The following is a 14,346-nucleotide window of genomic DNA, read 5'->3' on the forward strand; positions in this document are numbered from 1 at the left end:
CTCCGTCAGTGGATCAGCATGCCGCCGTTGACGTCGATCACCGCGCCGGTGGTGTACGCGGAGAGGTCCGAGGCGAGGAACAGGCAGGCCTTGGCGACGTCCTCGGCCACGCCGAGGCGGGCGAGCGGGATGCCCTTGACGATCTCGGCCTTGAGCTCGTCCGTGAGCTTGCCGCCGGTGATGTCGGTCTGGATCAGGCCGGGCGTGACCGCGTTGGCGCGGATGCCGTCGGGGCCGAGTTCGCGCGCCATCGCCTTGCACAGGCCGAGCACGCCGCCCTTGGCGGCGCTGTAATGCGGCCCGCCGAAGATGCCCCCGCCGCGCTGGGCCGAGACCGACGACATGCACACGATCGAGCCGGACTTCTGCGCCCGCATCTGCGGGATCACCGCCTGGCTCATGTAGAGCGTGCCGCGCAGGTTCACGTCGGTCACCGCGTCGTAGTTCTCCGGCGCGATGTCCATGATCCTGAGCGGCTGGGTGATGCCGGCGTTGTTGACGAGGACGTCGATGCGGCCGAGGCGGGCGACCGCCTCGTCGGCGGCGGCCTGGCAGGCCTTCCGGTCGGTGACGTCGCAGGCGAGGCCGAGATGGCCGGCGCCGATGGCCCGGGCCGCCTCCTCCGCCTGGCCCGCGTCGAGGTCGAGGACGACCACCCGCCCGCCCTGCTCGGCGAAGAGGCGGGCGGTGGCGCGGCCGATGCCGCGCAGCGAAGCGGCGCCCGTGATCAGGCACACCTTGTCGGACAGAAGCAAAGCACCCTCCCTGATGCGGCCGGCTCGGCCGCTGGGCCGTGACGGCCCGCGATCGCTCGCGACGGCGGAGGGGCGTGGGCGGCGCGTCGCCGCAGCCCCCGGGCGGGACCCGATGTCCCTCCGGCGGCGTGATCGCCCGGCGTTTCCTCTCGCTGTCGTTGAGGAGACGGTGCCAGCCGGGCGCCGCGTGTTCAAACGCACAGTTTGCAACGTCAGATGAATGCCATTCATCTGACCGGGCGGTCCCGCCGCGCCCTCGCCCCGGTTTGGTCTTGCCGCTGCCCCGTCCAGGGTTCAATGTCGCGCCCGATCTCGCGTGCCGTCGCCGCGGCCGGCACGCCGCTGGAGCCGTCGCTTGGTGCCCATGTCCCGTCCTCTTTCGTCCCGCCTGCGCGGCGGCGCCGCCCTCCTGGCGCTGTTCCTCGCGGCCCCCTCGCCCGTCCTGGCCGCCCGCCTGACGCCCCGCGACGTCCCCGGACCGACCACCTACGAGCCGGCCGACTCCCTCGAGGGAAATTTCCTGGCGGCCTACATCGCGGGCGCGTCCCGGGATACGACGGCGGCGGCCTCCTACTATCGCGAGGCGGTGAAGGGCGACCCGCGCAACGCCGAATTGCTGGAGCGCTCCTTCGTGGCGCTGCTGGCGGACGGGTCCCTGCAGGAGGCGTTCCGGGCGGCCGAGAAGCTTACCGCCCGCGACACGTCGAACGGCCTCGCCCAGCTCGCCCTCGGGGTTCAGAAGCTGAAGGCCAAGCAATGGGGCGCGGCGCGCCAGAACCTGCAGCGCGGCGGCCGGGGCGCCACCGCGGACCTGACCTCGACCCTGCTGACCGCGTGGTCCTACGCGGGCGAGGGCCAGGGGAAGAAGGCCTTCGAGACCATCAACAAGCTCAAGGGCGAGCGCTACATCGGGGTCTTCCGCGACTACCACGCGGGCCTGATCGCCAGCGTGGTGGGCGACAAGGTCGAGGCCGAGCGGCGCCTGAAATCCGCCTACGACGCGGACCGCAACACCCTGCGGATCGTCGACGCCTACGCGCGCTTCGAGGCCGATTCCGGCCGGCCCGACCTCGCGGTCGCGGCCTACGAGGCCTTCGACGCGGTGCTGCCGCGCCACCCGATCGTGCGCGACGCCCTCGAGAAGCTGAAGGCCGGCAAACCCCTGCCGCCGCTGATCGCGAGCGCCCAGGAGGGCGCCGCCGAGGTGCTGTACGGGCTCGGCACCGCCGGCACCTCGCAGGGCGAGGAGCTGCCGGCCGTCATCTACCTGCGGCTCGCCCTCTACCTCGCGCCCGAGCATCCCCTGGCGCTGCTCACCCTCGGCGACACGCTCGAGCGCATGAAGATGCCCGAGCGCGCCAACGAGATCTTCGCCCGCATGCCGGCGACCTCGCCGCTGAAGCTCAACACCGACATCCAGATCGGGCTCAACCTGGAGCAGCTCGGCAAGAACGACGACGCGCTGGCCCATCTCGACCAGGTCGCCAAGGCCAACCCGAAGGACGTCGACGTGATCTCGGCGCTGGGCAGCGTGCAGCGCCTGCGCAAGCAATACGCGGAGGCCGCCGAGACCTACTCGAAGGCGATCGCCCTGATCGGCTCGGAGCCGCCCCAGAATTACTGGAACCTCTACTACTACCGCGGCACCGCCTACGAGCGGGCCAAGCAATGGCCGAAGGCCGAGGCCGATCTCAAGAAGGCCCTGGAGCTGGTGCCGCAGAATCAGCCGAACGGGCGCGCGCAGGTGCTGAACTACCTCGCGTATTCCTGGGTCGACCAGAACATGAACATCGACGAGGCCTTCCGCATGCTGGAGAAGGCGGTCGACCTGCAGCCGCGCGACGGGATGATCGTCGACAGTCTGGGCTGGGCGTATTTCCGCCTCGGCCGCTGGGACGACGCCGTGCGCGAACTGGAGAAGGCCGTCGACCTCAAGCCGGGCGACCCGACCATCAACGACCATCTCGGCGACGCGTACTGGCGCAGCGGCCGCCGGCTCGAGGCGAAGTTCCAGTGGCAGCACGCCAAGGACCTGAACCCGGAGCCCGAGGATCTCGCCAAGATCGAGCAGAAGCTGAAGGACGGCCTGCCCGACGCGGACAAGCCGGCCGCCACCGCGGAGAGCCGGCCGACGCCGGACCAGCCGGCGATGCCGAAGGGCTCGCCCGCCCCGAGCGATCCGCCCGCGATGGGCTCGACCCCGAAGGGCGGCGGCTAGAGCGACGCCCGATCGCGGTGCCGTCGGACGCCGCTCTCGTTCTTTGATTCCGCCGCATTTTCCGCGACGAAGCGGGATCCGCTTCGTCGAAAACGCTCTCGCCTCCTTCGCTCCCGGACGCGCGGGGCCGGTGCGGCCCCGCGCTATCCTCTCGAGACTTGCGGCCGTCGCGGACAGCCTCCGCCAGGGCAGGACACCCGAGCCCGCCCGGCATTCCGGTCGCGCAGCCCCACGAGCCCGACCGTGACGTCCCCGACCACCTGCCCGACCACCTGCCCGACCACTTGCCTGACCACCCGCGCTCCCGCGAAGATCAACCTCACGCTGCACGTCCTCGGCCGGCGACCGGAGGACGGCTATCACGCCCTCGAAAGCCTGGTGGCCTTCGCGGGGGTCGGCGACACGCTGACGCTGGAGCCCGGCCCGGACCTCGCGCTGGTGGTCTCCGGCCCGACGGCCGGGCCCGCCGGCCCGACGGCCGACAACCTCGTGCTCCGCGCGGCCCGTCGCCTCGCCGCCCTGGTCCCCGGCCTCGCGACGGGGCGGTTCTCGCTGGTGAAGCGCCTGCCCGTGGCCGCCGGCATCGGCGGCGGCTCGTCGGACGCGGCCGCGGCCCTGCGCCTGCTCGGGCGCCTGAACGACCTGCCGGCCGATCACCCGGCCCTGATCGAGGCGGCGCGCGGCACCGGGGCGGACGTGCCGGTCTGCCTCGACCCGCGCGCCCGGATGATGCGGGGCGCCGGCGAAGCGATCGGACCGGCGCTCGCCCTGCCGGGCCTGCCCGCCGTGCTGATCAATCCCGGCGTGCCGGTCGAGACCGCACCGGTCTTCCGGGCCCTCGGGCTGAAGGTCGGCGAGGCCAACCCGGCCGCGTCGGTGCCGCATCCGACGATCGGTCCGCGGCTCGACGGCCCGGCGCTGCTCGCCCTGATCGGCCCGGCCCGCAACGACCTCGAAGCGCCTGCCCTGACGGTGGCGCCGGTCATCGGCGAGGCGCTCGGCGCCCTGCGCGAGCGGCCCGGCTGCCGGCTCGCCCGGATGTCGGGCTCGGGCGCGACGGTGTTCGGCCTGTTCGGGCATCGCGGCCGCGCCGCCCAGGCGGCCCGCGCGATCGCGCAGGCGCGGCCGGGCTGGTGGGTCCGCGCCACGATCCTGCGCTGAAGCCCGGGGACCTGCGCGCCCCGCGCCTGCCGGCCTCGCGAGGTCCGCGGCCGGCGCCGCGACCTCGCGCACGCCCTCGGGCGGCCCGGATCCCGAGGAATCCGGCCGGCGGGATCCTCGCCGATCCCGACCCTCAGCGCGCCCGGGCGATGCAGAAATCCACGGCCTGCAGCAGCGCCCGCTTCATCGGCGCGTCGGGGAAGAGCGCCAGCGCGTCGCGGGCGATGGCCCCGTAGTGGCGCGCCCGCTCGACCGTGTCCTCCAGGGCCCGGTGGCGGCGCATGATGCCGATCGCGGTGTCGAGGTCGCGCGCCTCGTCGATCTCGCCCTGTTCCAGGGTGCGGCGCCAGAAGGCGCGCTCCTCCGCCGAGCCGCGCCGGAAGGACAGCACGACCGGCAGCGTGATCTTGCCCTCGCGGAAATCGTCGCCGACGTTCTTGCCGAGCGCCGCGCTGGTGCCGCCGTAATCGAGGGCGTCGTCGATCAGCTGGAAGGCGACGCCGAGATTCATCCCGTAGCTGCGGCAGGCCGCCGCCTCGGATTTCGGCCGCTCCGCCAGGACCGGGCCGACCTCGCAGGCCGCCGCGAACAGCTCCGCGGTCTTGGCGCGGATCACCGCCAGGTACTCGTCCTCGGTCGTCTCGGTGTTCTTGGCCGCGCCGAGCTGCATCACCTCGCCCTCGGCGATCACCGCGGCGGCCGAGGAGAGGATGTCGAGGGCGCGCAGGCTGCCCACCTCCACCATCATCTTGAAGGCTTGGCCGAGCAGGAAGTCGCCGACCAGCACGCTCGCCTGGTTGCCCCACTTGATCCGCGCGGCGACGCGGCCGCGGCGCATGTCGCTCTCGTCCACCACGTCGTCGTGCAGGAGCGTCGCCGTGTGCATGAACTCGACGCTGGCGGCGAGCTTCACGTCGCCGTCGCGGCCGGCCTCCCCCGCCCGGTAGCCGCAGAGCTGGGCCGTCGCGAGCGTCAGGATCGGCCGCAGGCGCTTGCCGCCCGAGGCGATCAGGTGGTTGGCCACCTCCGGGATCATCGCGACGTCCGAGCCGGTGCGCGACAGGATCATCGCGTTCACCCGCTCCATCCCGCTCGCGACCAGCGCGACGAGGTCGTTGAGGCTCGCCTCCGGATCGGAGGAGGTGTCTTCGAGGGGGATGACGACGCCCACGCGCGGCAGATCTCCGATGAGGTGAGGCCCCCGCCGCCGGGCCCGGGACAACGTCTCCCCGCCCGCGGCGCACCTGCCCCTTTGCACGCGTTCCGCCCCGGCGGCAACACGCAAGCTTGCCGCAAGTGGGGCGGCGGGTCAGCGCGCCCGCAGGCCCGCGAGGAGGAAGTCGATCATCTGCTCCAGGGTCGGGCCGACCTCGTCGGCGCATTGGGCGATCAGCGCCGGGTGGCAGAAGCGCACGAAGGCGGTCTGGACGCAGCGCGCCGCCGCCATCGGGTCGCAGACGTCGAATTCGCCGGACGCGGCCCCCTCGGCCACGAGGCGGCAGAGGATGCGGTCGACCCGGTCGATGTGGCGGTGCACCACCTCCCAGCTCTCGGCCATCGCCACCTCGACCATCTCGTGCATGCGGCGGTTGGCGGTGAACTGGCTGGCGTTGCGGTGGTGCATCGTGGTGAGGAGCGCGCGCAGCCGGGCAGAGGCCGGAACCTCGGATTGCGCGGCGATGCGCTCCAGCTCCGTCCCGAGTTCGGTCAGCAGCCGGTCCGCCACCGCCTCGTTGAGGGCCTTCTTCGAGGGGAAGAAGCGGTAGACGTTGCCGGGGCTCATGCGCAGGTCCGCGGCGATGTCGGCCACCGTGGTCTTGCGATAGCCGAGGTCGCGGAACAGGCGCTCCGCGATCGCCAGGATCCGGCAGCGCAGGTCGCCGGACCCTGCGCCCTCGGGCTCCCGGATGAGGTTCCGTGTCGTCATGCGCGGGTTACGCTCTGCGGCCGCGTCGCGGCCCGGGATGTCGGGGTCCTGTCATTCGGCCGCCATCGCCAGCGGCACGACAGTCTGCCGCACCGGCGCCGGTTGTCCAGCCTCGTCGAGGCGCTTGCGGTACCAGAGGGCGTAGAGGGCGGGGAAGAAGAACAGGGTCAGGAAGGTCGCCACGAACAGGCCGCCCATGATGGTGATCGCCATCGGTCCCCAGAAGGCGCTGTGGGTGAGCGGGATCATCGCCAGGATCGCGGCCAGCGCGGTCAGGATCACCGGCCGGGCCCGGCGCACGGTCGCCTCGACGATGGCCTCGCCGCGGCGGTGGCGGCCCGCCGCCACGTCGGCCTCGATCTGGTCGACCAGGATGACCGCGTTGCGCATGATCATGCCGGCGAGCGCGATCAGGCCGAGCAGGGCCACGAAGCCGAAGGGCTTGGCCGCGACGTTGAGGCCGAGCGAGGCGCCGATCAGCCCGAGCGGCGCCGTCAGGAAGACCAGGATCAGGCGCGAGAAGCTCTGCAGCTGCAGCATCAGCAGCGTCAGCATCGCCAGGATCATGACCGGGAAGAGGATGAACAGCGAGGCGTTGGCCTTCTCCGATTCCTCGACCGCGCCGCCGATCTCGATCCGGTAGCCGGGTTCGAGCGCGTCGCGGAGCGGCTTGAGGCCGGGCCAGATGGCGCTCGTCACGTCCGGCGGCTGGACCCCGTCGACCACGTCGGCGCGCACCGTGATCGCCATGTCGCGGTTGCGCCGCCACAGGATCGGCTCCTCGTGGCTAAAGTCGAGCCGGGCCACCTGCGCCACCGGCACCGGCACCCCGCCCCTCGACACCACCGTCAGGTCGCCGATGCGGCCGAGATCGAGCCGCTCGGCCGGCACCGCGCGGGCGACCACGCCGACCTGCTCGACGCCGTCGCGCACCGTCGTCACGGTGATCCCGGAGAGCAGCGTCTGCAGCGTCTGCCCCACGTCCTGGACGTTGAGGCCGAGCGCCCGGGCCCGCTCCTGGTCGACGACGAGGCGCAGGGAGGGGGTCATCTCGTTCCAGTCGAGCTGCGGCTCCACGACGTCTCGGTTGAGACGAACGAGGTCGCGCACCTTATAGGCGAGTTCGCGCACCCGCGCCGGATCGGGGCCGACGACGCGGAACTGCACGGGGAAGCCCACCGGCGGGCCGAAATTGAAGCGGTCGACCCGCACCCGGGCCTGCGACAGGGCGCCGGCCGCCAAAGCCGCCTCGATCCGGGCCTTGACCCGCTCGCGCGCCTCGACCCCGCGGGCGACGACGACGATCTCCGCGGAGGCCTCGTTCGGCAGTTCCGGGTTGAGGCCGAGCCAGAAGCGCGGGCTGCCCTGCCCGACATAGGCCGTGTAGGTCGCGATGTCGGGATCGTCCCGTCCGAGCAGCGCCTCGGCCTCCCGCACGGCGGCGGTCGTGGTCCCGATCGCGCTGCCCTGCGGCAGGCGCAGCTGCAGGAAGAGCTCCGGCCGCTCCGAGAGCGGGAAGAATTGCTGCTGCACGTGGCCGAATCCGACCACGGCGGCGACGAAGATCCCGCAGGTCGCCAGCACGGTCGCGAGGCGCCGGCGCGTGCAGGCCCGGATCAGCCGCCGCAGCCCCCGGTAGAGCCGCGTGTCGTAGAGCGCGTCGGGATCCTGGTGGGCCCCGTGCTTGGCGAGGTCCTTCGGCAGCAGCAGCACGCCCAGATAGGGCGTGAACAGGACCGCCACGAACCAGGAGGCGACGAGGGCGATCGCCACCACCCAGAAGATGCCGCCCGCGTACTCGCCGACCGACGAGTTGGCGAAGCCGACTGGCAGGAATCCCGCCACCGTGACCAGGGTGCCGGTCAGCATCGGGAAGGCGGTCGAGTCCCAGGCGAAGGCCGCGGCGCGCAGCCGGTCCCAGCCCTGCTCCATCTTCACTACCATCATCTCGACCGCGATGATGGCGTCGTCGACGAGGAGCCCGAGGGCGATGATCAGGGCCCCGAGGGTGATGCGGTGGAGGTCGATGCCGAGGGCCTGCATCACCACGAAGGTGAGGGCGAGCACCAGCGGCACCGACAGCGCCACCACGATGCCGGTGCGCCAGCCGAGCGAGAGGAAGCTCACGGCGAGCACGATCACCAGCGCCTCCGCGAAGGAGCGCTCGAACTCGAACATCGCCTCGTCCACCACCTTGGGCTGGTCGGCCACCCGCGTCAGGTCGATCCCCTGCGGCACCGCCGCCATGAACTCGCGCGAGGCCGCCTCGACGCCCGCGCCGAAGGCCATGATGTTGGCGCCCCGCGCCATCACCACGCCGATCCCGAGGGCGGGCTTGCCCATCTGCCGCACCAGGAAGTCGGGCGGGTCGACGAAGCCCCGCGTCACCGTCGCGACGTCGCCGAGCCGGAAGGTGCGCCCCCCCGCCTCCACCGGCGTCTCGGCGACCGCCTGCACCCCGTCGAGGGCGCCGGTGACGCGCAGCGGGATGCGCTGCGCCGCGCTCTCGACCGTCCCGGCGGGCGTCACCGCATTCTGCCGCCCGAGCGAGTCGAACAGGGTCTGGGGCGTGATCCCGAGGGTGGCGAGCTTGGCGTGACTGAATTCGACGAAGATGCGCTCGTCCTGCACGCCGTAGAGGTTGACCTTGACGACGCCGTCCACCTTGAGCAGGCGCTGACGCAGGCCCTCGGCGACCTTCTTCAACTGCGCGTAGTCGGCGCCCTCGCCGGTCAGCATGGAGAGGATCGAGTCGACGTCGCCGTACTCGTCGTTCACGTTCGGGCCGATGATCCCGGCCGGAAGGTCGCCGCGCGCGTCATCGAGCTTCTTGCGGATCTGATAGAACAGGGACGGCACCAGCGCGCCCGGGGTGCTGTCCCGGAAGGTCACCTGCAGGGCCGCGAAGGAGGGCTTCGAGAAGGTGACCACCTTCTCGAAATAGGGCAGCGTCTGCAGCTTCTTCTCGATCCGGTCGGCGACCTGGTCCTGCATCTCGCGGGCGGTGGCGCCGGGCCAGAGCACGGTGACCACCGCGACCTTGACGGTGAAGTTCGGGTCCTCCGCCCGGCCGAGGCGCAGGAAGGCGAGGCTGCCGCTGAGCGCGACCGCCAGGATCAGGAACAGCACCACGGCCCGGTGCTGGACCGCCCAGGCGGAGAGGTTGAGGCGCGGCATCGGACCCTTCCCCCCGGTCAGAAGCGCAGCGCGTCGACGACGCGCACGCGCTGCCCGGCATCGAGCTTGTGCACGCCCAGGCGCACGAACCGCTCACCCTCCGCGAGTCCGCCCGCCACGAGCGCGTCCTGCGCCTCGTAGGCGGCGACGCTGACCGGCTTGAGGCTGAGCCCGCCGGCCTCGTCCACGGTCCAGACCGCCGGCCCGCCGCCCTGATTGTACAGGGCCGAGAGCGGGACGCGGACGATCCGCTCGGCCGAGGCGCCGGACAGCGTCACGGTGGCGGTCATGCCGAGCTGGACCCGCGCATCGGCGTCGGGAAGCGAGAAGCGGGCGAGGTAGGTGCGGGTGGCCGCGTCGGCCGCCGGCGCGAGTTCGCGCAGCCGCGCCGCGAGCTTCGCCTTCGGGTCGGACCACAGGCCGACCGTGGCGGCGCCCTCCCGCACCTGCCCGATCAGGGCCTCGGGGACAGCGATCACCGCCTCCTTCTCGGCCGTGCGGGCGAGGCGGATCGCGGCCTGGCCCGGCGCCACCACCTGCCCGGGCTCGACCAGGGCCGCGGTCACGACCCCGTCCGCGTCCGCCGCCAGCACCGCGTAGGAGACGGCGTTGCGGGCGAGCATCAGGGCGCGCTCGGCCCGCAGCAGCCGGCCGCGCGCCTCCTCGGCCGCCGCCTTCTGGCGGTCGAGGGAGGCGGCGGCGCTCCAGCCCTGGACCGCCAGCGTGGCGGTGCGCCGCAGATCCGCCTCGGCCTGGGCCAGGGACGCCGTGGCGGCGGCGAGTTCGGCCTGCGCCTGCTCGGTCTGGAGGCGCAGGTCGACCTCGTCGAGCCGCGCCAGGGGCTGGCCCGCCCGCACCACGTCGCCGACATTCACGAGGCGCGTCTCGATCTTCCCTTGCACGCGGAAGCCGAGATCGCTCTCGATGCGCGGCCGGATCGTGCCCACGAAGGTGCGGCTCGGCACCCGGTCCTCGAAGGTGGCGCGCTGGACCAGGACTGGCCTGGCCCCGCTGCCCTCCCCCGCGGCCGGCGCCTTCTGCTCGTCGCAGCCCGCGAGGGCGAGCCAGCCGAGGGCGGCGGCGAGGCGGATCGGGGTCACCAAGGGGCGTGCCATGCCGGCGGCTCCGCGAGAGAGGTGCCGCAGCCGGGCCGGGACCGGCCCCGGCCGAGGGGCGGATGACCGCGGTCCGTCCGGCCCGGCTGCTGCGGCGGGACCCTATCCTGAAATTGACGATTGTCAACAATCGTCAATTCGCCAGCCCGGCAGCCCGCAGCGGATTAGGGAAGCAGGCCGGTCGGCCCGCAGCGGGCTTCCGGGCCGCTGCTCGGACTGCTAAGCAGTTCCGAGGGTATAAACGTGTTGGTTGAGCGTCGAAATCCTGAGGCGGATCAGGGGCTCCGGCCGGCCGCGTGCGGACGCGCCGGGGCCGCGGCGCGCGGCGACGCCGCGCATCGGGGCGGGATGCGGCCATGACGCTCATCCGGGCGATGCAGCGCTTTCGCCGGAATCCCTGGCTCGGGCACGGGATCGGCCTCCTCCTGTTCCTGACCGCCGTGGCGCTGCGCGCGGCCCTCGGCAGCAGCGTGCAGGGCGTGCCCTTCATCACCTTCTTCCCCGCGGTGGTCGCGGCCGCGGTGCTGGGCGGGGTGCGGGCGGGCGCGGTCACGGTCCTGCTGACCGCGGGCGCCGCGATCCTGCTGTTCTGGCCCACCGCACCGGCGAGGCCGGTGGGCTGGCCGGGCGGCGCCGTCGCCCTCGGCCTCTACCTGTGCACCACCGGCGCCGTGCTCTGGATCATCGACGCGCTCAACCGCACGCTCGACGACCTGATCGAGGAGCGGGACCGCTCCGCGGCCATGTTCGAGGAATTGCAGCACCGGGTCGCCAACAATCTCAGCCTCATCGCCAGCCTGCTGCGGCTGGAGCAGCGCCGCCTACAGGAGGGCGAGCCCTGCGACCCGGTCGAGGTGCTGGAGCGGGCGCAGGGACGCCTCGCCCTGATGGCCCGCATCCACCGCCGCCTGCACGACCCGCAGGCGGCGGAGCGCCCGGTCGAGGAGCAGCTGCGCGACCTCTGCGCCGACCTGCTGGAGGCCGTGGGAGCGGCCGGGCGGATCCGCTGCGATGTCGCCGCGCCGGGGGTGCGCCTCGACCTGCGCCGGCTGGTCCCGCTCGCGCTCATCGTCGCCGAGACCGTGACGAACGCGGTCAAGCACGCCTTCCCGGACGAGCGGAGCGGGCAGGTGGCGATCACGCTGGACCGGGCCGGGGACGACCTCGAACTGGCGATCCGGGACGACGGGGTCGGCCTCCCGCCCGGCTTCGACCCGGAGACCAGCCGCAGCCTCGGCCTCCGCATCGTGCGCTCGCTGGCCCGCCAGCTCGGCGGCGAGGTCGAGATCACGAGCGGGCCCGGGGTGACGACGCGCGTGCGCTTCCCCGCCTGAGGCTGGCGCCGCCGGCCCGGCCGGGGCAAGACTGCGCCATGGTCGAGATCCTGCGCACCAACGACATCGTGCTGATCGGCTTCGCGCAGTCGCTGCTGGAGGGCGCCGCGATCCCGGTGCTCGTGGCCGATTCGCACATCAGCGCCCTCGAGGGCATGATCGGCGCCTTCCCGCGCCGCCTGCTCGTGCCCGGGGACCACGCCGCCCAGGCCCGCCGCCTGCTCACCGACGCGGGACTCGCCCACGAGTTGCGCGATGCCGCCCGGCCCTGAGCCGCAGGCCTGGCTCGGCGGTCGGCTGCGCCTGCGCCAGCCGCCGCCGGGCGCGCACCGGGCCGGCACGGATGCGGCGCTGCTCGCCGCGGCGGCCGGCGCGCCGGAGGGGGACGTCTACGATCTCGGCGCCGGAACCGGGGCGGTCGGCCTCGCGGTGGCCCTGCGGGCGCCGCTCTGCCGCGTCGTGCTGGTCGAGCGGGATGGGGAGGCCGCCGCCCTCGCGCGGGCCAACGCCGCCGCCAACGGCCTCGCCGGGCGCGTCGCCGTGCTCGAAGCCGACGTCACCGCCCCCGCCGCGGCGCGCCGCGCCGCGGGCCTGATGCCGGACGCGGCCGATCTCGTGCTGACCAACCCGCCCTTCTTCGAGGGCGCCGGGCACCGGCCCTCGCCGGTGGCCGCGCGCGCGGCGGCCCACGCGCTGCCGGAAGGGGGGCTCGACGCGTGGCTGCGCACCTGCGCGGATCTCCTGCGCCCCGGCGGCCGCCTCGTGCTGATCCACCGGGCCGACGCGCTGCCGACCTGCCTGCGCGCCCTCGCCGGGCGTTTCGGGGCAGTCGCGGTGCGCCCGGTCCAGCCCCGCGCCGAGACCCCCGCCTCGCGGGTGCTGATCGCGGGCCGGCGCGGCAGCCGGGCGCCGTTCGCGCTCCTGCCGCCGCTGGTCCTGCACGGCCCGGACGGCCGCTTCACCGCCCTCGCGGAGGCGCTGCATCGCGGCGAGGCGGTGCTGGCGTGAGGCTCCCCGCGCGGGGCTCTCCGCGCGGCCGGGCGCCGCGAGGCGCTCGTCCGGTCATCCCGCGAGCGGGATCCGACCGGGTCGCGATCGGCTCCTGCTCCGGGTTCTTGCGCGTGCCGCATGGCCTGCGGCGAACCGGCGGCCGCTTCGTCGGACAATGCTCTAGAAGTAGAAGCGCGGCCCGTAATAGCGCCGGTACGGCCGGTAGTAGTAGTAGCGCCGATACGGCCGGTAGTAATAGTAGCGGCGGTACGGCCGGTAGTAGCCGTAGCGACGATAGGGCCGGTAGTAGTAGCGCCGGTAGTAGTAGGCCTTCTCGACGTGCGAGGCCGCCGTCGAGAGGTCGCCCGCGGCGATGGCGCCGGCGGTCGGCAGGGCCGCCGCCTCGCTCCGGCCCACCGTGAGGCCGAGGCTGCCCAGGACGAGGGTCAGGACGACCGTCACCCAACGAAGAACACGCATCCACGCTCTCCCGAGTTCCGTCCCCGGCGCGGCCTGCGGCGGGCACGCGAGACAAGACGAGGGCGCCCCTGCGCGGACGCCCGACCTCATGCGCGCCCGCGGGCCCCCCTCGGAAACGGGTTGGACCGGTGAGCCGCCGCCCGATTCTAGGCTTTCCCTGTGAACATTCAATCAAGACTTGGCACAATTCTGCCGGACATCTGTCCGTAATAACCACCGAGAGGTCGCGCTTGCGGGCGGCGGCGGCGCGGCCTACCTCCGCCGGGTCGACCCGAGGGAGACCCGACCCGCCATGCCGTCCGCGTTCCGCTCCGCCCTGCGCGCCCTCCTGCCCGCGCGCTGGCGGCGCGATCACCCGCTCGTCGCGGTGGTGCGTCTCAGCGGGCCGATCGGCGCGGTCTCGCCGCTGCGCCAGGGCCTGTCCCTCGGCACCTGCGCGCCGGCCCTGGAGCGGGCCTTCGGGCTGCCGGGCCTCAAGGCGGTGGCGCTCGTCATCAACTCACCGGGGGGCTCGGCGGCGCAGTCGCACCTGATCCACCACCGGATCCGGGCCCTGGCCGAGGAGAAGAAGCTGCCGGTGCTCGCCTTCGTGGAGGATGTGGCGGCCTCCGGCGGCTACATGATCGCCTGCGCGGCCGACGAGATCGTCGCGGATCCCTCCTCCCTCGTCGGCTCGATCGGGGTGGTCTCGGCCGGGTTCGGCTTCCAGGGCCTGCTCGAGCGGCTCGGCGTCGAGCGGCGGGTGCACACGACCGGCCCCTCGAAGGCGATGCTGGATCCCTTCCGGCCGGAGGACCCCGCCGACGTCGCCCGGCTCAAGGGGATCCAGGCGGACATCCAGGCCCTGTTCACCGACCTCGTGCGCGCCCGCCGGCCCTCCCTGTCGGGGGAACCGGCCGACCTGTTCTCCGGCGCGGTCTGGAGCGGGCGCCAGGCCCTCGCCCTCGGCCTCGTCGACGCCCTCGGCGACCTGCGCGGGGTGCTGCGCGCCCGCTACGGCGACAAGGTCGAGATCCGCGTCGTCGAGCAGGTGCGCGGCGGCCTCCTCGCCCGGCTGCTGCGGCGCAGGGAGCCCGGCGCGGAGGGCCTCGCCCTGGTCGAGGGCGCGCTGGCCGTGCTGGAGGAGCGCGCCGCCTATGCGCGCTTCGGCCTCTAGAAGGATCGGGTTGAGAGCTCCGGGTTGACTTGG

The 14,346-nt window shown here is 73.3% G+C and carries 12 protein-coding genes; 6 read left to right on the forward strand and 6 right to left on the reverse strand.

The genetic code is table 11. The features are described 5' to 3' along the window. Positions 1–5: 5 nt before the first annotated feature. Complete coding sequence (locus M446_RS13150; RefSeq protein WP_012332590.1) at positions 6–755, reverse strand: SDR family NAD(P)-dependent oxidoreductase; 750 nt, start codon at positions 753–755, stop codon at positions 6–8. A 364-nt stretch (positions 756–1,119) separates the two neighbouring features. On the opposite strand from M446_RS13150, the gene M446_RS13155 reads away from it, so the two are divergent. Both M446_RS13155 and M446_RS13160 read left to right on the forward strand, forming a co-directional pair. Further along, on the forward strand, positions 1,120–2,973 hold the full coding sequence (locus M446_RS13155) for a tetratricopeptide repeat protein (RefSeq protein WP_012332591.1): 1,854 nt from the start codon (positions 1,120–1,122) through the stop codon (positions 2,971–2,973). Positions 2,974–3,216: 243 nt separating this feature from the next. Further along, positions 3,217–4,134, forward strand: a complete 918-nt coding sequence (locus M446_RS13160; RefSeq protein WP_012332592.1) for a 4-(cytidine 5'-diphospho)-2-C-methyl-D-erythritol kinase — start codon at positions 3,217–3,219, stop codon at positions 4,132–4,134. Between the two features lie 133 nt (positions 4,135–4,267). Here the strand turns inward: M446_RS13160 and M446_RS13165 are convergent, their stop codons facing one another. From M446_RS13165 to M446_RS13180, 4 genes are all read right to left on the reverse strand, one after another. Then, complete coding sequence (locus M446_RS13165) at positions 4,268–5,305, reverse strand: polyprenyl synthetase family protein (protein WP_012332593.1); 1,038 nt, start codon at positions 5,303–5,305, stop codon at positions 4,268–4,270. A 138-nt stretch (positions 5,306–5,443) separates the two neighbouring features. Further along, entirely contained in the window at positions 5,444–6,061 is a 618-nt protein-coding gene (locus tag M446_RS13170; RefSeq protein ID WP_012332594.1) for a TetR/AcrR family transcriptional regulator, read from the reverse strand. Between the two features lie 51 nt (positions 6,062–6,112). Next, a complete protein-coding gene (locus M446_RS13175; RefSeq protein WP_012332595.1) occupies positions 6,113–9,238 on the reverse strand; it encodes an efflux RND transporter permease subunit in 3,126 nt (1,041 codons plus the stop codon). Positions 9,239–9,255: 17 nt separating this feature from the next. Beyond that, positions 9,256–10,353 carry an efflux RND transporter periplasmic adaptor subunit gene (locus M446_RS13180; RefSeq protein ID WP_012332596.1) on the reverse strand — a complete coding sequence of 366 codons (1,098 nt, stop codon included), beginning with the start codon at positions 10,351–10,353 and terminating at the stop codon, positions 9,256–9,258. A gap of 356 nt (positions 10,354–10,709) precedes the next feature. Here M446_RS13180 and M446_RS13185 point away from each other — a divergent pair, with 356 nt between their 5' ends. The 3 genes from M446_RS13185 to M446_RS13195 are packed head-to-tail and all read left to right on the forward strand — an operon-like array spanning position 10,710 to position 12,695. Beyond that, positions 10,710–11,687 (forward strand): sensor histidine kinase, encoded by a 978-nt coding sequence (locus M446_RS13185; RefSeq protein WP_012332597.1) that lies wholly within the window; start codon positions 10,710–10,712, stop codon positions 11,685–11,687. 38 nt (positions 11,688–11,725) lie between these two features. Then, entirely contained in the window at positions 11,726–11,959 is a 234-nt protein-coding gene (locus M446_RS13190; RefSeq protein WP_012332598.1) for a DUF2007 domain-containing protein, read from the forward strand. Next, entirely contained in the window at positions 11,943–12,695 is a 753-nt protein-coding gene (locus M446_RS13195) for a tRNA1(Val) (adenine(37)-N6)-methyltransferase (protein WP_012332599.1), read from the forward strand. The genes M446_RS13190 and M446_RS13195 overlap by 17 nt, the downstream gene beginning before the upstream one ends. 162 nt (positions 12,696–12,857) lie before the next feature. Here the strand turns inward: M446_RS13195 and M446_RS13200 are convergent, their stop codons facing one another. Then, a complete protein-coding gene (locus M446_RS13200; RefSeq protein WP_265576603.1) occupies positions 12,858–13,157 on the reverse strand; it encodes a hypothetical protein in 300 nt (99 codons plus the stop codon). 292 nt (positions 13,158–13,449) lie between these two features. Here M446_RS13200 and M446_RS13205 point away from each other — a divergent pair, with 292 nt between their 5' ends. After that, positions 13,450–14,313: a S49 family peptidase gene (locus tag M446_RS13205; protein WP_012332601.1), complete on the forward strand. Its 864-nt coding sequence runs from the start codon at positions 13,450–13,452 to the stop codon at positions 14,311–14,313. Positions 14,314–14,346: the final 33 nt, after the last annotated feature.

Source organism: Methylobacterium sp. 4-46, assembly GCF_000019365.1.
Classification (GTDB): domain Bacteria; phylum Pseudomonadota; class Alphaproteobacteria; order Rhizobiales; family Beijerinckiaceae; genus Methylobacterium.